At 62.8% G+C, this 20,154-nt stretch carries 17 protein-coding genes; 6 read left to right on the forward strand and 11 right to left on the reverse strand.

The features are described 5' to 3' along the window. Positions 1 to 100 precede the first annotated feature (100 nt). From B0G74_RS03330 to B0G74_RS03360, 7 genes are all read right to left on the reverse strand, one after another. On the reverse strand, positions 101 to 2,137 hold the full coding sequence (locus B0G74_RS03330; RefSeq protein WP_132373639.1) for an AAA family ATPase: 2,037 nt from the start codon (positions 2,135 to 2,137) through the stop codon (positions 101 to 103). Positions 2,138 to 2,206: 69 nt separating this feature from the next. Next, on the reverse strand, positions 2,207 to 2,518 hold the full coding sequence (locus tag B0G74_RS03335; protein WP_132373640.1) for a hypothetical protein: 312 nt from the start codon (positions 2,516 to 2,518) through the stop codon (positions 2,207 to 2,209). Further along, positions 2,515 to 2,889: a hypothetical protein gene (locus B0G74_RS03340; RefSeq protein WP_132373641.1), complete on the reverse strand. Its 375-nt coding sequence runs from the start codon at positions 2,887 to 2,889 to the stop codon at positions 2,515 to 2,517. The genes B0G74_RS03335 and B0G74_RS03340 overlap by 4 nt, the downstream gene beginning before the upstream one ends. Then, entirely contained in the window at positions 2,886 to 3,080 is a 195-nt protein-coding gene (locus tag B0G74_RS03345) for a helix-turn-helix domain-containing protein (RefSeq protein ID WP_132373642.1), read from the reverse strand. Before B0G74_RS03345 ends, B0G74_RS03340 begins: the two co-directional genes overlap by 4 nt. A gap of 63 nt (positions 3,081 to 3,143) precedes the next feature. Continuing rightward, positions 3,144 to 4,406 (reverse strand): site-specific integrase, encoded by a 1,263-nt coding sequence (locus B0G74_RS03350; RefSeq protein ID WP_132373643.1) that lies wholly within the window; start codon positions 4,404 to 4,406, stop codon positions 3,144 to 3,146. A gap of 266 nt (positions 4,407 to 4,672) precedes the next feature. Then, a complete protein-coding gene (locus B0G74_RS03355; protein WP_132373644.1) occupies positions 4,673 to 5,056 on the reverse strand; it encodes a DUF427 domain-containing protein in 384 nt (127 codons plus the stop codon). Positions 5,057 to 5,297: 241 nt separating this feature from the next. Then, complete coding sequence (locus B0G74_RS03360; protein WP_132373645.1) at positions 5,298 to 6,875, reverse strand: acid phosphatase; 1,578 nt, start codon at positions 6,873 to 6,875, stop codon at positions 5,298 to 5,300. 248 nt (positions 6,876 to 7,123) lie between these two features. Between B0G74_RS03360 and B0G74_RS03365 the strand changes: the two genes are divergently transcribed. Beyond that, on the forward strand, positions 7,124 to 8,518 hold the full coding sequence (locus B0G74_RS03365; RefSeq protein ID WP_207915611.1) for a cytochrome c peroxidase: 1,395 nt from the start codon (positions 7,124 to 7,126) through the stop codon (positions 8,516 to 8,518). Positions 8,519 to 8,566: 48 nt separating this feature from the next. On the opposite strand, the gene B0G74_RS03370 is transcribed toward B0G74_RS03365, so the two are convergent. Beyond that, positions 8,567 to 8,806 (reverse strand): hypothetical protein, encoded by a 240-nt coding sequence (locus B0G74_RS03370; RefSeq protein ID WP_132373646.1) that lies wholly within the window; start codon positions 8,804 to 8,806, stop codon positions 8,567 to 8,569. 295 nt (positions 8,807 to 9,101) lie between these two features. On the opposite strand from B0G74_RS03370, the gene B0G74_RS03375 reads away from it, so the two are divergent. Both B0G74_RS03375 and B0G74_RS03380 read left to right on the forward strand, forming a co-directional pair. Beyond that, entirely contained in the window at positions 9,102 to 9,491 is a 390-nt protein-coding gene (locus tag B0G74_RS03375; RefSeq protein WP_132373647.1) for an RT0821/Lpp0805 family surface protein, read from the forward strand. Between the two features lie 106 nt (positions 9,492 to 9,597). Continuing rightward, the gene (locus B0G74_RS03380) at positions 9,598 to 10,047 is read left to right on the forward strand and encodes an NUDIX domain-containing protein (protein WP_132373648.1); all 450 of its coding nucleotides are present in this window, start codon (positions 9,598 to 9,600) and stop codon (positions 10,045 to 10,047) included. Between the two features lie 35 nt (positions 10,048 to 10,082). Here B0G74_RS03380 and B0G74_RS03385 read toward each other — a convergent pair whose 3' ends face one another. Together B0G74_RS03385 and B0G74_RS03390 are read right to left on the reverse strand one after the other, a co-directional pair. Then, the gene (locus B0G74_RS03385) at positions 10,083 to 10,961 is read right to left on the reverse strand and encodes a transporter substrate-binding domain-containing protein (RefSeq protein WP_132376827.1); all 879 of its coding nucleotides are present in this window, start codon (positions 10,959 to 10,961) and stop codon (positions 10,083 to 10,085) included. A 235-nt stretch (positions 10,962 to 11,196) separates the two neighbouring features. Beyond that, on the reverse strand, positions 11,197 to 12,906 hold the full coding sequence (locus tag B0G74_RS03390) for a glutamine--tRNA ligase/YqeY domain fusion protein (protein WP_132373649.1): 1,710 nt from the start codon (positions 12,904 to 12,906) through the stop codon (positions 11,197 to 11,199). Between the two features lie 554 nt (positions 12,907 to 13,460). Between B0G74_RS03390 and ggt the strand changes: the two genes are divergently transcribed. Both ggt and B0G74_RS03400 read left to right on the forward strand, forming a co-directional pair. Further along, the gene (ggt, locus tag B0G74_RS03395; protein ID WP_132373650.1) at positions 13,461 to 15,215 is read left to right on the forward strand and encodes a gamma-glutamyltransferase; all 1,755 of its coding nucleotides are present in this window, start codon (positions 13,461 to 13,463) and stop codon (positions 15,213 to 15,215) included. Positions 15,216 to 15,281: 66 nt separating this feature from the next. After that, positions 15,282 to 15,851, forward strand: coding sequence for an alpha/beta hydrolase (locus B0G74_RS03400; protein ID WP_132373651.1), 570 nt, complete (start codon positions 15,282 to 15,284; stop codon positions 15,849 to 15,851). Positions 15,852 to 15,893: 42 nt separating this feature from the next. Here the strand turns inward: B0G74_RS03400 and B0G74_RS03405 are convergent, their stop codons facing one another. Next, entirely contained in the window at positions 15,894 to 17,114 is a 1,221-nt protein-coding gene (locus tag B0G74_RS03405) for a CaiB/BaiF CoA-transferase family protein (protein ID WP_132373652.1), read from the reverse strand. 304 nt (positions 17,115 to 17,418) lie between these two features. On the opposite strand from B0G74_RS03405, the gene alaS reads away from it, so the two are divergent. Then, entirely contained in the window at positions 17,419 to 20,043 is a 2,625-nt protein-coding gene (alaS, locus tag B0G74_RS03410; RefSeq protein WP_132373653.1) for an alanine--tRNA ligase, read from the forward strand. Positions 20,044 to 20,154: the final 111 nt, after the last annotated feature.

Consider the following 20,154-nt stretch of genomic DNA (forward strand, 5'->3'; position numbering starts at 1 on the left):
TCGATTTCGATTCACGAAACCCTAATCCGCGCTACTCAATTACTCATGCCTATAGGCATTTGAGTAATTTGAGTAGTGTTCGCGGCTTTTTACTCAGTACTCAGATGTCATCTGAGTAGGGCTGAGTAGCTGAGTAGCGCACCTTTCCGTCGAACACGTCGAAATCAGCAAGTTTGTGCGCGCCACTTATCCACCGCCTGATGTTGACGCGTGCGTTTTTTGACGCATTCGGGTGCAGTTCAAGTACTCGATCAATCACCTGCTCGACGTCAACCCAGCCATCGGGAGAGAAGTCGGCGAGTTCGATAACGACATCGAGTGCATGTGCCGCGTCCCGCGACTGTGGTCTTTTTGCAACATCGGGCTTGTCGTCCGATGGCACAGCCACGGCCGAGAACACCGCGTCGCCGTCTTCGTCGATCCCGACTTCAACCGATGTGAGTTCGAAGCCGAACTCAACGCCGTCGACATCATCCTTGGCCTTCGTGAGTTTCAAGCACCGCCACTGTGTTTCGAGATGGCGGCTCACGGCCAGTTCGAAGTCAGCCGCGGCGCGCAGCGTCGAAGATCCGCGCACGCCCTTGTCGTCGTCCTTGCCGGCGTGAGCAATCACGATCACCATGCTGCCCGTCGCCCGGCCAAGCATCTGACAGTTTTCGATAACCTGGCTCATGTCTTTGGCCGAGTTCTCTTCGACGCCCGGGATCGAGCGCGACAGGGTATCGATGAAGATGACGCCGGGCTCGCTAGCCGCGATTTCGTTGATGTCTTCCGCAGCCCGCACCCAGCCGTTTTTCGCATGCATGTTGATCGCGCGCTCGCGGGTGTAGAAGGGCGTCAGCGCGTCGACGCCGTGGTGCAGGGCGTAAGCCTTGGCACGGCGCCGAACCCCGTGCGCGCCTTCGGCGGCGATGTAGTAGACATTGCGCTGCTTGACCTTCCGGCCGCGCCACGCGGCGCCCCGTGCCAAGTGGTAACCAAGGTCGATCGCGGCAAACGACTTGCCACTGCCCGACTTGCCGAAAATAATCCCGAACTCGGCGTCAGGGATAACGCCCTTGATCAGGTCGGATCGGATTGGCGCCTCGGCGCGCTTGAGCGCGAGCTGGAACGAATTGATGCGGTTGCCGTCGGCGTCCGTCTCGACAGGCTCCGCGTAGGGCTCCACGTTGCCTTTACGTGGATTTTCCCAACGGTATTTTTCCGCGGCGACCTTGAACACCGCGCGGTAGTCTGTGTGCGTGCCATCGCAGCTGAAAAAGCGGTAACGCAATTCGTCGTCGGGGTCGCAGTTGTCCGCGGTCCGCGACGCTGCGGCCCACAGCTCGAAGCCGGTTTCCTCCAGGCATCGCAGGTATTGAGCCGCGTTGATCCAGTCACCGCGGTCAGACATGTCGAACGTCGAAAGGGCGTCGCGCAGATCCGCGATCGTCTCGTCGTTGACACACTGAAGCGCGAGCATGCGATCCATTTCGTAATCATCGTCGCCGCTGGCACGGCTAGCGCTCTCGACAACAGATAACAGGCTCTTCCCACGCGGCCCGACGCTGTCAGGCAAGCACCCTAGATCGTCCAGATAATCGATGAATTCGCCGCGTACGTGTCGCGATTCGAACTCGGCGCCATCGACGCGCCCGAAGTAATACGACTGCACGTCGACGAAGCTCTCGCCGGCGAGAACGCCACCCAACGCACCGTTAAGCACGGCCATCAACCGCTTGCGTTCGGTAGGGGCGTACTCACGCGACAGCGGCACGACGACGCGCCAGCGAGGTTTCGCTCGCGTGTGACTACCGCTTGAGTAGAACAGCGCTTCGATCCCCAGCGCGGCCAGCCGGTCGGCGGCTTGGGGAATGCTTACCTGTTCGTCGTCATAGTCGCCTTCGAGCCCGCTGATCGCGAGTATGTTGGCGCCATGCCGATAGCACTTCTTGACCGTCGTAACGTTGCCGAAGCGCGCGAGTTTGATCCAGGGGCATGCGGCCTTATTTGCGGCGCGTGGCGGGTTGGCAAGCAGGCGCACGAGATCCGTCCACGTGGCGCGCTCGTCGCTTTTTGCCGTCGCGAACCGATTAGGAAATTTCGTGTAGGCGAGCACTAACTCATTGATTTCAGTAGTGCTTATGGTATTCTGCATTCTGATGCCCTGGTAAGGTGTCAGCCATTAAGATTTACTTTCAGCCCGCTGCTAACCACAGCGGGCTTTTTATTTGCGAGCCAGTTTGCGAGCTTCCCGATATTCCTGCAGCGTTTGCAGCTGCGCGTGCTCAAGCGCCATCGAGCCATCGGGCAACGCGATAGCGGTGTATTCGCTAATCTCGCCGTCGACGCTGAGCACAGTCGTGAAGTGGGTGTAAAACCTGTGGCCGTCCGGCGCAACGTTCTCAAACACTTCAATGGAGAACGCGATTACCGGCTCGATATATTCAGAGTCGTCAATGCGCGTGTAGGCAATCGTGCCCGGCGCTGCGGGAATGATTGCCGGGGGTCCAACAGGGGTTACTTTCGGCTTGTTCATTTCCACAGATCTCCAAATGGGCTGATGAACGGCGCGAGCTGGCGCAGCCATTCCTGCAGTTGGGGCACCTCGGCGACGAGCGGCGCCAGCCTAGGTCGCGCCTGTGCGATCGTCATCTCGCGCGCTTGCCTTGGGAGCACACCGTCGATTGCGTGCAGCATGCCCTCGAGCGTTGTTTGTATCTCGCCGATGTGGGTAATGCCCGCTGCGTCGTTCACAAGGACAATCCCGTTCACGAGCTTGATGACGCGGGTGAGCGTCAGACGGGGACCGTCGAGAATGTCCTCGATAGGTCCCTCGTTCAGCGACGCGTTGACCAGTTGCGTTTCGAAGTCGGACAGCCACGCACTGGCGAGTTGCGCGCCGTTCATGCCGCCACCACGCGCGAGGCAATCCAGGCGTCGAGATCCGCTTTGCGATAGCGGACTTTCGCGCCGATCTTGATATAGGGGATGGCGTAGCGCCGCGTGCTACGCCAAACTTCAAGCGTTTTCGCGGTTGCGCCAAGGTATTGCGCTGCCTCTTGTGTAGTAAGCAGCGCTGGAGTGATAGTGGTGTCCATATTCGCCCTTCGTGTGAGTGATAGAGGGCAGAATAGCGGCGTTAAAGCCGAGTATGCGTACGGCTAAGATTCCTTGCCCGTGCGGGGCGAAGGGATGGCGGCCGGGTCCGATGCCGCCGCGGCAATCGCATCGTGCGCAATCCGGACGACACCCGCCACAGCTTCGGTTTGCAACCGTGCATAGACTTCAGTCGACCGCGAGTCTTTATGGCCGAGTGCCCGCCCAATCGCCGGCAGCGAGACGCCCGACATAGCCAGCCACGAACCGAGGGTCCGCCTCAAATCGTGAAGCCAGAGGTTATCTATTTCGGCGCGGGCGAGCAGGCGGCTCCACGCGTCGCGTGGGCTCGTGATATGACCCGCACGACCACCGCCAGGGAAAACCCATTGCTCGCTTTGCCGGTCATTGTTGCGAGCGAGCAACGTCGTCAACGCCGGCCCGGCAATCGGCAGGATGATCGGGTCGCCGTTCTTTGCTTTTTCGCCGGGTACCCGCCACACGCCGGCCTTGAGATCGAGATCCGACCAGCGCATTGCGGCCACGGCCGCGCGCCGATAGCCGACGTACAGCAAAACCGTGAAGTAATCGCGCCACGGCTGGCTTTCAGCCTCAAGGGCGGCGAGAAAGCGGGGTAGCTCCGCCCCCTCGACGAATCGGGATCGTTCGCCTTCAGGTGCCAACGTGACGCCGACGGCAGGGTTCTCAGTGACGATTCGGTGATTGAGCCCGTAGCCGTAGACTGCCCGCACGAGCGCGATCACCTTGTTCGCTGTGCGCTCCTTGCCCGCTGCACAGACGCGTCGATGCAGCTGCGCGAGCGTCGTCACGGTAATTTCGGATACGCGCTTACCGGACCAGTCGACGCCCTCGGCGGGCTTCTTGCGCTCGGCCGCATGCGCCTTGCGCGGCACGTCGGGGAGCCGGCCGAGGTAAAGCTCCCACAATCCGCGAATGAGATCTGGCCGTTTCTTGCCCGCGGTCACACGGTCGGCCAGGTAGGCTTCATACAGTTCGCCGAAAGTCATCTCACCGCGCACGGCGCGGCGGGCTGCGGCAGGACTTTCCGCCGACGCCAGCTTCGCCACGAATCCGACCGCGAGCCGCCGCGCTTCCTCCACCGTTATATCTGGCCACCGGCCGATCGTGATCCGTTCTGGCGGCCCGTTGCGCACGCGGCGATATACGCTGAACGTCTTGGCCCCGCCAGCCGACACCCGGAGTTGTAGCCCCGGTTGCTTCGTGTCGCGATAGGTGATGCGCTGACCGGCGCTTGGTAAAGACAGTGCGCGAAGCTTGGCTTCGGTAAAGTTAAAAGTCGGTTCCATTGCTCTTTGGGGTTACGCCGGGGTTACGTAGCAGGTAGAAATATCGTAACCCATATAGAAATCGATAGAGCAATTTTCCTCTGAAACCCTTTATTTATAGGGGTGTGTAGATATTTGTAAAGTTCGGTAAAAGCTACACCCCCGGCCTTCTAAGCCGAGGGTGGGGGGTTCGAGTCCCTCCTGCCGTACTTCTCATGTTGGCGCGCGCGCTCGCCGCACCACGCGGCCAGAGTCGCGCATAGCTTGCGCCGCGCCACGTTCGCTTGTCACTCCGCCGGTTTCACTTCGATCGAGTCCACGCGGTTCGGATAGAACGCCAGATGTTGCGCGATCTCCTTCACAGCCGCATACGGCGACTCGTAAGTCCACACCGCGTTCACCGTCCGCTCGCCGCCAAGCGGAATGCTGTAGTACGCGCAATCGCCCTTGTACGGGCAGTAGGTCGCGTGATCGGTGCGCTCCAGCAGCGTCATTTCCACGTCGTTGCGCGGAATGTAATACACCTCCGGATACGATGCTTCGCGCAGCACGAGGGCCTTCTTCGAATCGGCGATCACCTTGCCGGCTACCGTCACGACCACGCGCGCTTTGGCCGGCTCGACCGTGATCGGATGATCGGGACCGGGCACCTTGATGGTTTTTTCAGTCATGTTGTCGAACTCCTGAATGAGTGGTCAAGCTTGCAACGTGTTGCGGAGGATATCGAGCCGCCATCGACGAGACGATCGCGTCCTGGGTCGAAGCATACGCCGCTCGTGAAAACGCGTCGGACTCCACGGCAGCCATAAAAAAGGGCAGCCGAAGCTGCCCTGTCAAAGTCTCACCCTCAGGCGGACTGTTGCTTACCGCTTAACGTCGTCCGTCTGAAATCGAACGCCTTTCGCCCTGCACTCATTGCTTGATGTTCAGCGCAGCCGTGAGATCGCCCATCGGCTTGCTGCCGTTGCTCACCAGTGCCGCGTCGCGCGCCGCGATGCCCGGCAGCGTCGGCAGCGAGAAGCGGTGCGTGATGAAGCGCAGGATCGACGTGGTGTCGTACTGCGTGTGATCGACGAAACCCTTCTTCGCGTACGGCGAGATGATCAGTGCCGGAATACGCGTGCCCGGACCCCAGCGGTCGGCCTTCGGCGGCGACACGTGATCCCAGAAGCCGCCGTTTTCGTCGTAGGTCACGACCACCACCATGTTGTTCCACTGCGGGCTCTTCTGCAGATGCGAGATCACGTCCGCGATGTGTTGATCGCCCGATGCGACATCGGTGTAGCCCGCGTGTTCGTTCAGGTTGCCCTGCGGCTTGTAGAACGACACTTGCGGCAGCGTGCCGTTGTCGATCGCCTTAATGAACTCCGAGCCGGCGAGACCACCGTCGAGCAAATGCTGCGAACGGTTCGCGGTGCCCGGTGCGAGGTCGGCGAAGTAGTTGAACGGCTGGTGATGCGGCTGGAAGTTCGGCGCCGTCAGATTCGCGCCGTAAATCACATTCGACGTGCCGTTTTGCGCCGCCGACACCGCCGCGCCCCACGCGCCGCCGTACCATGCCCACGACACCTTCGCGTTGTTCAGCAGATCGCCGATGTGCTGCTGCGACTGTGCCGGCAGCGTGGTCGCCTGGGTCGGATCGGCGAAGTTCGCGTCGCCGCCGGTCGCCGGCTTGTTGCCGCTCGGCTGATACGGCGGCTGCATCGTGTTGATCGCGAAGAAGTCAGGCGTGAGGTTGCCCGAGTTTACGTATTTGGGCGGACCGCTCAACGCCGAAGCGGGCGAGTTGGACGCGAGCTTCAGCGTGACGCCGTCGCTTTCCACCGACGAGATCGAGCTGGCCGCCACGCTCTTGTCCGCGTTCGGATAGGTCGGCGTGCACGCGCAGATCAGCCACTGGTGGTTCAGGAACGAACCGCCGAACGCGCCCATGAAAAAGTTGTCGGCGAGCGTGTACTGCTGGGCGATTTTCCACAGCGGCAGCTTGTCGGCGTTGAGCGTGTAGTGGCCCATCACGAGGCCGCCCGAATCCGCCCACGCGGCGAACTTGTCGTTCTTGCCGCCGTTGATCTGCATCTGGTTCTCGTAGAAGCGGTGATACAGGTCACGCGTCGTCGCCGTGATCGGCGTGTTGAGACCCTTCGGGTCGTCGATGGCGAACGGGCTGTTCGGCAGGTTTGCCGTCATGGCCTGCGTGACCACCGGCGTGACGCCGGTTTGCGTCAGGCCGTTCCACACCTGCGGCAGCGTCGCGAGCGTCGTGCCGTTGCGGTCCACCTGCGTGGCGCTCGCCGCCGTCACGTTCTGCAGACCGTTGGCGCCGGGAAAGTTGCCGTACAGGTTGTCGAAGCTGCGGTTTTCCGCGTAGATCACCACGACATTCTTGATCGAAGTGATGTCCGGTTCGTTGACTTTGTCACCGCCGCACGCATACAGGCTCAACGCTGCTGCAATCGCGATAGGCGTCGCGCAGATCAGTTTCTTGTTCATTTGATGTGGTTTCTCTCTCTCGCGTTGGGGACGGGTCACCTGCACTCCTTACACGGATGACCGCGGGCGAAAGTTTGGCAAGGCAATTTGACAGAAAGATGTAATTAATTACGAATTGCTTCTGATATGAGAATACCGTCGGCTGTATGTCATTTAAAAGACATGGGAATGAAATACGCTCGCGGACTTCACTATCGCAAACTCACATCTTTCTTATGCGGCCTGGTCTGACGGGGATTCGGAAAATAATGGCTCGGGTCGAGGCGCGGCGTGGCGCCGGTCTCGCGACGATGCGCGTGCGGCAAGCGACGGCGTTCGCGCTGACAGCCATGACCTTGACGCTTGCCGCGTGCGATGCGGGTGCGCCGGGGACGGCAGCCGTCGCGAGTGCCGCCGCGAGCACGGTCGCGGGCGGTTCGGCTTCGTCCGCGCCGGTGGCGGCGTCGGCCGTGCAGGTGGCTGCCCATGAAGCGGGGCAGTCCCGTGCGCAAGTCTACGAATCCGTGCGGCAGATGACGGCGCTCGGCAAGCAGTTATTTTTCGACGCGTCGCTCTCCGGGTCGGGCAAGCTCGCTTGCGCGTCGTGCCACAGTCCGGACCATGGGTTTTCGCCGGCCAATGCGTTGTCGGTGCAACTCGGCGGCAACGACATGCACCGCACCGGCATGCGCGCCGCGCCGACGCTGAAGTATCTGCAATCGGTTCCCGCATTCGCCGAGCACTACCACGAGTCGGACGACGAAGGCGACGAAAGCGTCGATGCCGGGCCGACCGGCGGCTTGACCTGGGATGGCCGCGTCGACCGCGGTGGCGACCAGGCGCGCATTCCGCTGCTGTCGTCGTTTGAAATGGGCAGCACGCCGGCCAAAGTCACTGCGGCGCTCAAGGCTGCGCCCTACGCCGATGCTTTCCGCGCGGCCTTCGGCGCACATATTTTCGATAGCGACGACGCCACCTTCAAAGCCGTGTTGCAAGCGCTCGAAACCTTCGAGCAGACGCCGGAAACTTTCTACCCGTACACCAGCAAGTACGACGCCTATCTGGCGGGTAAGGCTCAGTTGACGCAAGCCGAACTGCGCGGCCTGCAACTGTTCAACGACGAGAAAAAAGGCAATTGCGCGAGTTGCCACATCAGCCAGCGGACCATGGACGGTGCGCCGCCGCAGTTCAGCGATTTCGGTCTGATCGCGATCGGCGTGCCGCGCAATCGCGCGCTGTCGGTGAATCGCGATCCGCATTTCCATGACCTTGGCGCCTGCGGCCCGGAGCGCACCGATCTGAAGGGACGCGCCGAGTTCTGCGGCATCTTCCGCACGCCGACGCTGCGCAATGTGGCGCTGAAGAAGAGCTTCTTTCACAACGGCATCTATCATTCGCTCGATCAGGTGGTGCGCTTCTATGCCGAGCGCGACACGAACCCGGAGAAGTTCTATCCGGTCGCGAAAGGCAAAGTGCGGAAGTTCGACGATCTGCCCCAGCAGTACTGGGCCAATCTGAATACTGACCCGCCGTTCGATCGCAAGCCGGGTGACAAGCCAGCGCTCGACGAGGCTGAAATCAAGGACGTGGTCGCGTTTTTGAATACGCTGACCGACGGGTATAAGGCGGGAAGCGGGGCGGCCGATTCAGTGGCCGCGAAGTGAGGCAGGTGACGCGATGGCTGCTGGCGTAGCCGGTCGCTCAGGTCAGGATTAGTTGCCGACGCTCGCCAGCATGTAATAGCAGCCGACGAGCAGCATGGCGAAGGACAGCAACAGGCAGGCGACGCCAACACGCGTCAGCAGATTCGGCCAGCGAGCGCGAGGCAACGCGTCCATCCGCACGACGCGCCGCGCGAGTCCGGGATCGCGTCTGATCGCAACCGGTACGAGCGCGACACACAGCAGCGCAAGTGCGATAGCAAAAGTTTTGAGGGCGGAGAGGGTGTGCATGGCGGAGCGTCTTAAGATTCTGATTGGGGCGGATGCGCAATCAATCAATCTTAAGAAGTCGTCCTACTGCTAGGAATGGGAGCTGTCCTAAAATTAGGGGCGCTCGTTGTGTCCGGTGGCGCGTGATTCAAGCAATAGAGCGCGCCGCAGATTCCGCTGGCGGCCGCCCTGTTCGGCTGAGAGCCCGGCCGTTTCTCGCGGTCCCTTCGAGGGGGACATGCTATGCTTTTGGGGTCCAGATCACGATGCGCCCCGCGCGCTCGAGACCGCCGAACAATTTCGAGGAGAACCCTTCATGTCGATGCGAACCCGTGTCCTGTCTCAACTGACTGCCGGTAGCCTGTTGCTGGGTGTTGCGATCGGCGCGCAAGCTGCGAATCTTGGTTTTCTGAACGACACGCCGATCAGCTACATGAAGCAACGCGACATCGACTCCGTCAAAAAGGCGGTCTTCTCCGCACTGAACGACAAGCAGGACGGCGAAACCATGAACTGGGTCAATGAAGGCACGGGCAACAGCGTGAAGATCGACGCCGCGATCACGATGGCCAGCACGGCCAAGGACGGCGACCGTACCTGCCGCGACGTCGGCGTCGTGCTGAGCGCCAAGGGGCAATCGATGAACCTGCGCCCGCAGTTCTGCAAGCACGGCAGCGGCAACTGGCAATTGCAGAAAAAGCACTGAGCATGCGGGCCTTGATGGCGGCGCGCGCCGGTTGGCAGCCGGCGCGGCTCGAAGCCATGCATGTGCGTGTCGATGGTTCGTTGCGTTCGCTTGAAATGGTGCTGCAATGAGCACACGGATTGTCTCGTGCGGCATCGTCTTGCTCGACCCGGACGGCCGCGTGCTGCTCGCGCACGCCACTGAAACGTCGCACTGGGATATTCCCAAAGGACACGGCGAAGAAGGCGAGGAGCCGCACGTCACGGCGCTGCGCGAGATGGTCGAGGAGACCGGTATCGCCATCGAGCCCGAGCGTCTGAAAGACCTCGGCCTATTCGTCTATCGGCGCGACAAGGACCTGCATCTGTTCGGCGCGCGTGCCACTGTCGATGAACTCGATCTGAGCGTGTGCACCTGCACGTCGCTCTTTCCGCGCCGCTCCGACGGCACGCTGATTCCCGAAATGGATGCCTACCGCTGGGCCGCGCCTGACGAAGTGGACAAGTATGCGAGCCGCAGTCTCACGCGGCTCTTTCAGACCACGCTGTCGCTCGCGGAATTGCATCGGTTGTTATAGCGGCGAGGCCAGCGACTGTGTGGACCGCCCGACACTCAGTCGAGTGCGCGGTCGTTCGGATGCGCGAACAAAGCGCGGTTCTGCTCCGACAGCGGATAGTTCAGATTGATGCCGTGCGGCGGAATGGGTTGCGTGAACCACTGCTTGTACAGACGTTCCGCTTCGCCGGAAGTCTGGCTGCGCGTGATCACGCCATTGACGAGCGTGCGGAACGGTTCATCGCCTTTACGGAACATGCACGCGTAGACTTCATAGCCAAGCGGCGTGCCGGTCACCACGAAATCGTCGGGACGCGGATCGGTCGATTTGAATCCGTACACGATCGGCTCGTCCATCACGAAGGCCACGGCGTGGTCGTCCTTGAGCGCGGAAAAGGCCTCGGAATGATCGCGTGCGCTGGTGATGCGCATGTTCAGGTGCTTGTCGGTGTTCAGGCGGCGCAGCAGGCGTTCATCCGAGGTGCCCGCGGTGGTCACGACCGCTTTGCCGGCCAGGTCGGGGAAATCCGTGATGCCGCTGTTCTTGCGCGCGATCATGCGCACGGCGTACTGAAAGAAACTGTTCGAGAACGCGGCCACGTTTTCGCGTTCCACCGTGTGCGTGGTCGAGCCGCATTCCAGATCGATCTGGTTGTTCAGCAGCATCGGCGTGCGGTTCGACGAGGTCACGGTGATCTCGTGCACCTTCAGTTGCGGCATGCCCAACGTCTTCTTGATCTCGTCGACGATCTGCAGCGCGATGGTCTGCGAATAGCCGACCGTGCCTTTGCCGTCGAAGTAAGAGAAAGGAATCGACGCTTCACGCACGCCGAGCACGACCACGCCGTCGTCGTGAATTTTTTTCAGCGTGCCGGTGAGTTCATCCGTTTGAGCGGAGCAGGCGAGCGACGCCGCGCCGAACGTGGTCAGCGCCATGAGCGCGCAACGCGCGCCCTGAACGAAACGCGCCGCGCGCGCCGTGCTTCCCGTTGTGCGCCGGGTACTCGCCCTGCGGCGGGCTGCAACTTTCATCGGACCTCCCGGACTGGCGTTGGCGGATGCCGCGCCGTCGCTGTCGATGGAACATGATGCAACAAAACGGCGTGCATCTTTCTATCAAGACGCACGCCATATCCAACTTCAGATGCGCTGCAAAAGGGTGCGTTCCAGCTTACGCCGGCTTGCCCCAACTGTCGCGCAGACTGACGATGCGATTGAATACTGGCTTACCCGGCTTGGAATCGACGCGGTCGGCGACGAAATAGCCATGACGCTCGAACTGATAGCGTTGCTCCGGCAGCGCTTCGCGCGCGCCCGGTTCCAGGTAGGCGTTGACCACGCGCTTCGAATCCGGATTCAGCGCTTCGAGGAAATCGCGGCCGCCGGCGTCCGGTTGCGGTTCCTTGAACAGGCGGTCGTAGATACGCACTTCGGCCGGGCACGCGGCTGCCGCGCTGACCCAGTGAATGTTGCCCTTGACCTTGTAGTTGTTCGCGCCTTCGGTGCCCGATTTGCTGTCCGGGAAGTAGTTGCAATGGACCGCGACGATGTTGCCGTTCTCGTCCTTGTCCGCGCCGACGCATTCGATCACGTAGCCGTAGCGCAGACGCACCTTGTTGCCCGGGAACAGGCGGAAGTAGCCCTTCGGCGGCGTTTCGTTGTAGTCATCGCGTTCGATCCACAGCTCGCGCGAAATCGGAAACTCGCGCACGCCCATTTCCGGGTGATGCGGATGGACCGGCGCATTGCATGGCTCGGTCACGCCTTCGGGGAAGTTGTCGATGATCAGCTTCACCGGATCGAGCACGGCGGCCGTGCGCGGCGCCTTGTCGTCCAGATCGTCGCGCAGCGCGCCTTCGAACACGCTCATGTCGATCCACGAATCGACCTTGGTCACGCCGATGCGCTCGCAGAACAGCTGGATCGCTTCCGGCGTGAAGCCGCGCCGGCGCACGCCGACAATGGTCGGCATACGCGGATCGTCCCAGCCGTCCACATGGCCTTCGGTCACGAGTTGCAGCAGCTTGCGCTTGCTGGTGATCGCGTAGGTCAGGTTCAGGCGCGAAAATTCGATTTGTTGCGGCAGCGGGCGCGTGAAAATGCCGGCCTCGGCGAGTTCGTTCAGGATCCAGTCATACAGCGGACGATGGTCCTCGAACTCCAGCGTGCACAGCGAATGCGTGATGTTTTCCAACGCGTCCGAGATGCAGTGCGTGTAGTCGTACATCGGGTACACGCACCATTTGTCGCCGGTGCGGTAGTGATGCGCGAAACGAATCCGGTAGATCACCGGATCGCGCATATTGAAGTTCGGCGACGACATGTCGATCTTCGCGCGCAGTACGTGCTCGCCTTCCTGGAACTCGCCGGCCTTCATGCGGCGGAACAGGTCGAGATTCTCCTGCACCGAACGCTCGCGGAAGGGCGACGGCGTGCCGACTTCCGTGGCCGAGCCGCGGTTCGCGCGCATTTCTTCCGCCGACTGGCTGTCCACGTAGGCCTTGCCGCGTTCGATCAGCAGTTCGGCGAATTCGTACAGCTTGTCGTAGTAGTCGCTCGCGTAGTAGAGCTCTTCCTTGCCGCCTTTTTCCCACTCGAAGCCGAGCCAGCGCACGGCGTCGATGATCGAGTCGACGTATTCGACGCTTTCCTTTTCCGGATTGGTATCGTCAAAGCGCAGATGGCACACGCCGCCGTAGCTGCGCGCCACGCCGAAGTTCAGGCAGATGCTCTTGGCGTGACCGATATGCAGATAGCCGTTCGGCTCGGGCGGAAAGCGCGTTTCGACGCGCTGACCCCACTTGCCGGTGCGGTTGTCGTCGTCAATGATGTTGCGGATGAAATTGGATGCCGCTGGCGCGTCGTTGTGTTCGGTATTCATGCGAGAAGGTGAAAGTCTGTCGGGGGCGCGCAATGCGTCCACTTATCCGACAATTCTACCTGACGAGTCCCGTCGCAGCAGGCGAGTGCGGCGTGCAGCCAACGTTTGAGCGGTTTTGACGGCAATTCAGGGGGCAGGCCGGCGCTGTAACAGGAGGTAAAACGTTTTGTTCGCGCGCCCGCCGCCGCCTTAGGATGCCAGCGGCGCGGGTTCGTCCGCGAGGGCCGCATGGTAGGTCCGTGTGGGGTTTCCGGACGCCGCAATAGGCGTTGTGCGCCCGCGTTCAGGCCGCATCGCGCAGCATCAGGCCGCTTTTCTCGCAACCTGAGCGCGCGGGGCGGAAAATCACCGCGTATAGCAAGGCGCATCAGCCGTCCCGCCTTGCCTCACATGCCCGCCGCCCGATCATTTCCCGGGGCAGTGCAGCTTGCGCCATGACGCGCAGCGCGTGCACTCGTCGCAGCCGTCCACGCAGGCCGCACCGCCCTTTGTCGCCTTGCACGAATTCTTGCCGTTCGTGCACCATGGCGCCCTTAGTTGCCGGAGTTTCTCGGATGTCTGTCCCGACGCACGGCGCGCCTCGCGCGCCTTTCACCTCGCTTTCTCTGGCCCGGATCCTGACGGTATCGGCCATGCTCGCCGCGTTCACCGGCGTCGTCGTCGCGCCCGTGCCCGCGCTGGCAAAAACGCCGCCGCCGAAGGCCGTGTTCGACGCATCGGCGGTGGCCGTGCCGGACCGCTACAGCGCGGACACGGCGCAGCAGATCTTCGCCGCCGGCGGCAACGCGGTGGATGCCGCCGTCGCCATCGCCTTCACGCTGGCCGTGACCGCGCCGGATGCGGGCAATCTCGGCGGCGGAGGCTTCATGACCGTGTTCATGGACGGCAAGCCGTACTTTCTCGACTATCGCGAGCGCGCTCCCCAACAGGCGACCCGCGAAATGTACCTCGACGACAAGGGCAACCTGCTGCCTGGCATGAGCGCCGTCGGGCATCGCGCAGTGGGCGTGCCGGGTACGGTCGAGGGGATGTGGGAGGCGCAGCAGCGGTTCGGCAAGCTGAAGTGGAAGCTGGTGCTGGCGCCCGCGATCCGCTACGCCACCGACGGCTTCCAGGTCGAACCGTGGTTGCAGCAGCGCCACGACGCGGCGGCGAAGACCTTCGCCGGCAAGACCAATTTCGACGCCTACTTTTCGAATCTCAAGGCGGGCGTGACGTACCGCCAGCCGGAGCTTGCGCAGACGTTGTCGCGCATTGCCAGCGACGGCGGGCGCGAGTTCTACGAGGGCCGCACCGCGGATCTGATCGCCCAGCAGATGTACGGCCACGGTCTGGTCACGAAACAGGATCTGATTCAATACAAGGCCGTGTGGCGCCAGCCGCTTACCGCCGACTGGAACGGCTATCAGATCGTGACCGCGCCGCCGCCGAGTTCGGGCGGCGTTGGGCTGATCCAGATGCTGAAGATGAAAGCCGATCTGAAGCAGGCGTTCGACGGCCTCGAGCTGAACTCCGTGCCGTATATCCATCTGATCGCGCAGATCGAGGACCGCGTGTTCGCTGATCGCCAGCAATACCTGGGCGATCCGGATGCGTACAAGGTGCCGACCGGCAAATTGATCGACGACGCCTACCTCGCGCAGCGCGCCGACGAAGTCAAGCCCGACGAAGTACCCGGCGCGGCGCCGGTGAAGCCGGGCCTCGGCGACACGGCCCCGGAGAAAGCGCAAACCACGCATTTCTCGGTGGTCGACAAGTGGGGCAATGCCGTGTCGAACACCTACACGTTGAACGGAGACTTCGGTTCAGGCGTGGTGGTGGACGGCGGCGGCTTCCTGCTGAACGACGCCATGGATGACTTCGTCACCAAGCCCGCTGCCGCAAGCGCGTCCGGCGCAAGCAGCGCCGAAGTGAACACGGTGGCGCCCGGACGTCGGCCGCTGTCGTCGATGACGCCGACCATTCTGCTGAAGGACAACAAGGTGTCGCTGGTGATCGGCACGCCCGGCGGCTCGCGCATTCTGACGTCGATTTTCCAGGTGATGACCGATCTGTACGACTTCAACATGTCGCCCGTCGACGCGCTCGCCGCCATGCGTTTCCACCATCAGTTGCTGCCGCAGAAGACGATCTATTTCGAGCCGTATCGTCCGATCACAGGTGAGCTGGCCGAGCAATTGCAAGCCAAGGGCTACACGCTCGAAGGGCAGTCGTTCAACGGCGACGTGCAGTTGATCCGCATCGAGGGCACGACGCCCGAGCCGGCGGCGGACCCACGCGGCGTGGGTGTGGGGCGCGTGATGCATTGACGCGGCCTGGCGGCGGCGCGAACAAAAACAATAAACTGCGAATAACGACTAACGACGGGGAACGCGATGAGCGGACAAAAACAACCTGACACGCTGGTGCTGCCAGGCTACCAGAACTCCGGCGCCGGCCACTGGCAGACACGCTGGGAAGCATTGAGCCCGGCATTTGTGCGCGTACAGATGCCGGATTGGGACCACCCTCAGCGCGACGCCTGGTGCCGCACGCTCGACGCCACGGTGGCCGCCGCCGACGCGCCCGTGGTGTTCGCCGCGCACAGCCTCGGTTGCCTGACGACGGCTTTCTGGGCGTCGCAATACGCGAGCGCCGCGCAGCTAGCGAAGGTGGCGGGCGCACTGCTGGTCGCGCTGCCCGATCCCGCCGAGGCGCATTTTCCGCGGGACGCGACCGGTTTCGCACCGGTGCCGCTCAAGCGGCTGCCGTTTCCGACGATCGTCGTGGCCAGCAGCGATGATCCCTACGGCGGCGTGCCGTTTTCGAAGACCTGTGCGAACGCGTGGGGCAGCCGCTGGATCGACATCGGCCCGCGCGGCCATATCAACGCGGACAGCGGGCTCGGCGATTGGAACGAAGGGCGCGAGTGGCTGGAGTCGTTTGACGCGCCAAACTGTCGCTAAGTAACGCCCGCGCTGAACGCCCCCATCGCGCCCCCACCAGAATCAAATCACCGACTGCCCCCGCAACGCCGCAATCCTCACTTCGTCATACCCGAGCACGTCGCGCAAAATGGTCTCGGTGTGTTCACCGAGCGTAGGCGGATGCGCAAGCGCTTCAGGCGGCGTGCCGGTCATATTGATCGGATTGCGCACCAGCTTGACCGTGCCGCCCGACGGATGCGGCAGATCCACCTGTAGCCCGCGCGCCACCACCTGCTCATTCTCGAACACCTCGCCAAGATCGTTGATCGGTCCACATGGCACACCCGTAGCTTCGAGGGTGGCGATCCATTGCTGCTTGCCCTGCAGGCGGACCATGTCCGCGAGAATCGGCACGAGGATCTCGCGGTTGCGCACACGCGCCGGGTTGGTGGCAAAACGCTCGTCGTCCGCCAGTTCCGGGCGGCCGCCCGCTTCGACGAACTTGCGGAACTGCCCGTCGTTGCCGACCGCGACGATGATCCAGCCGTCGCTCGTCTGGAAGGTCTGGTACGGCACGATGTTCGGATGCGCATTGCCCCATCGCACCGGCGGCTGGCCGCTTGCCAGGTAGTTCGAATTCATGTTGGCGAGCATCGCCACCTGGACGTCGAGCAGCGCCATGTCGATGTACTGGCCTTCGCCCGTCCGGTCACGGTGGGTGAGGGCGGTGAGCACAGCAATGGTCGAGTACATGCCGGTCATGAGGTCGGCAATCGCGACGCCGGCCTTCTGCGGGCCGCCGCCCGGCTGGCCGTCGCGTTCGCCGGTGATGCTCATGAAGCCGCCGATGCCTTGCACGATGAAATCGTAGCCGGCGCGCTGCGCATACGGCCCGGTCTGCCCGAAGCCGGTCACCGAGCAGTAGATGAGGTCGGGCTTCACTTCCTTAAGCGACGCGTAGTCCAGACCGTACTTCTTCAACTGGCCGACCTTGTAGTTCTCCAGCACCACGTCGCTCTGCGCCGCCAGTTCGCGGATGATCCGCTGGCCTTCGGGCGAGGCGATGTCGACGGTGACCGAGCGCTTGTTGCGGTTCGCCGCGAGGTAATACGCGGCCTCGCGCGTGTCTTCGCCTTCTGGCGTCTTGAGGTACGGCGGCCCCCAGTGGCGGGTGTCGTCGCCGACTTCGGGGCGTTCGATCTTGATCACGTCGGCGCCGAAATCGGCGAGAGTCTGCGCGCACCAGGGTCCGGCGAGCACGCGTGTGAGATCCAGCACGCGGATATGACTGAGAGCGCCCATATTGGTCAATGTCTCCTTTGTGGCCAAGCGGCGCGCAAGGCGCCGCGAATGGGGGCAATCTTAAGCGATTCCCGCGCGCAGGCGCAGTCGGCCGAACGGCATAGGACGAATGACACGCGCCACAAAGTCCCGCGATGCCCTACGTTGCCCGCTCAAACCTGGCCGAACGGCCAACCATGCAGGCCGCGCTGCCGCGCACGGGCGCCGATCCCGTATAATCAGTCGTTTAAGAAACAAACAGTTGGCGCATCCCACGATGCCGCCGGTAACAGCCAGGGAACTGGCAAACCCGTCCCCGCCCGCTATGAAAGCCGCCGAAATCCGCGAGAAATTCCTCAAGTTCTTCGAATCGAAGGGCCATACGATCGTTCGCTCGTCGAGCCTTGTGCCCGGCAACGACCCGACACTGCTCTTCACCAATTCGGGAATGGTGCAGTTCAAAGATGTGTTCCTCGGCGCGGAATCGCGCCCGTATTCGCGCGCCACGACCGCGCAGCGCAGCGTGCGCGCCGGCGGCAAGCACAACGACCTGGAAAACGTCGGCTACACCGCGCGTCACCACACGTTCTTCGAAATGCTGGGCAACTTCTCGTTCGGCGACTACTTCAAGCGCGACGCGATCCACTACGCGTGGGAACTGCTGACGGGCGTGTACCAGTTGCCGAAAGACAAGCTGTGGGTCACCGTCTATCACGAAGACGACGAAGCGCACGACATCTGGGCGAAGGAAGTGGGCGTGCCGGTCGAGCGCATCATCCGCATCGGCGACAACAAGGGCGCGCGTTACGCGTCGGACAACTTCTGGCAAATGGCCGACGTCGGTCCGTGCGGCCCGTGCTCGGAAATTTTCTACGACCACGGCCCGGACGTGTGGGGTGGCCCGCCGGGATCGCCCGAGGAAGACGGCGACCGCTACATCGAGATCTGGAATCTCGTGTTCATGCAATTCAGCCGCGACGCGCAAGGCAACATGACGCCGCTGCCCAAGCAGTGCGTCGACACCGGCATGGGTCTGGAGCGTATCGCCGCCGTGCTGCAGCACGTGCACAGCAACTATGAGATCGACCTGTTCCAGGCGCTCATCCAGGCCGCCGCGCGCGAAACCGGCGTGAGCGATCTGACCAATAATTCGCTGAAGGTGATCGCCGACCACATCCGCGCGTGTTCGTTCCTGATCGTCGACGGCGTGATTCCGGGCAACGAGGGCCGCGGCTACGTGCTGCGCCGGATCGTGCGCCGTGCGATCCGCCACGGCTACAAGCTGGGCAAGAAGGGTTCGTTCTTCCATCGCATGGTGGCGGACCTCGTCGCGCAGATGGGCGGCGCGTACCCGGAACTGAAGGAAGCCGAACAGCGCGTGACCGACGTGCTGCGTCAGGAAGAAGAGCGCTTCTTCGAGACCATCGAGCACGGCATGTCGATTCTCGAGGGCGCGCTGGCCGACCTCGAAGCCAAGGGCGGCAAGACGCTCGACGGCGAACTCGCATTCAAGCTGCACGACACGTACGGCTTCCCGCTCGATCTGACGGCGGACGTGTGCCGCGAGCGCGAAGTGACGGTCGACGAAGCCGCCTTCGACGAAGCCATGGCGCGTCAACGCGAGCAGGCTCGCGCGGCGGGCAAGTTCAAGATGGCGCAAGGCCTCGAATACTCGGGCGCGAAAACCACGTTCCACGGTTACGAAGAAATCGTCTTCGACGACGCGAAGGTCGTCGCGTTGTATGTGGACGGCGCCTCGGTGCAGCAAGTGAGCCACGGCCAGCAGGCTGTCGTCGTGCTGGACCACACGCCGTTCTACGCGGAATCGGGCGGCCAGGTCGGCGACCAGGGCGTGCTGGCCAACGCGAGCGTGCGCTTCGCGGTGAGCGATACGCTGAAGGTGCAGGCCGACGTGGTCGGTCATCACGGCACGCTCGAGCAGGGCACGCTGAAGGTCGGCGACGTCGTCAAGGCGGAAATCGACGCGGTGCGCCGCGCCCGCACGCAACGCAACCACTCGGCCACGCACCTGATGCACAAGGCGCTGCGTGAAGTGCTCGGTTCGCACGTGCAGCAGAAGGGCTCGCTCGTCGACGCGGACAAGACCCGATTCGACTTCGCGCACAACGCGCCGATGACGGACGAGCAGATCCGCCGTGTCGAGGAAATCGTCAACGCCGAGGTGCTGGCGAACGCGCCGGGCATCGTGCGCGTCATGCCGTTCGACGAAGCGGTGAAAGGCGGCGCGATGGCGCTGTTCGGCGAAAAGTACGGCGACGAAGTGCGCGTGCTCGACCTGGGCTTCTCGCGTGAATTGTGCGGCGGCACGCACGTGCATCGCACCGGCGACATCGGCTTCTTCAAGATCGTCATGGAAGGCGGCGTGGCGGCGGGTATCCGTCGCGTGGAAGCGATCACGGGCGACAACGCCGTGCGCTTCGTGCAGGACCTCGACGCGCGCTTCAATGCGGCCGCGGCTGTGTTGAAGGCGCAACCGTCGGAACTGACGCAGCGGATCACGCAGGTGCAGGACCAGGTGAAGTCGCTGGAGAAGGAACTGAGCGCGCTGAAGTCGAAGATGGCGTCGAGCCAGGGCGACGAACTGGCCGGTCAGGCGATCGAAGTCGGCGGCGTGCACGTGCTGGCGGCTACGCTCGAAGGCGCGGATGTCAAGACGCTGCGCGAAACCGTCGACAAGCTGAAGGACAAGCTGAAGAGCGCGGCGATCGTGCTCGCCTCGGTCGAAGGTGGCAAGGTGAGCCTGATCGCCGGCGTCACGGCGGACGCCAGCAAGAAGGTCAAGGCGGGCGAGCTTGTCAACTTCGTGGCGCAGCAAGTCGGCGGTAAGGGCGGCGGCCGTCCGGATATGGCGCAGGCTGGCGGCACCGAGCCGGCGAATCTGCCTGCGGCACTGGCCGGCGTGAAGGGTTGGGTCGAAGGCCAGCTTTGATTCTGATGTGATTGGGCCACGCGGAGCGCCGGGAGGTTGGGCGTGTCGCGTGGCCTAAGTTTTTTTGAGGGTCTGGCGCGACGCGCCGCAACCGTGCGGTCAACAACCCTC

It is taken from the genome of Paraburkholderia sp. BL9I2N2 (assembly GCF_004339745.1).
GTDB lineage: Bacteria > Pseudomonadota > Gammaproteobacteria > Burkholderiales > Burkholderiaceae > Paraburkholderia.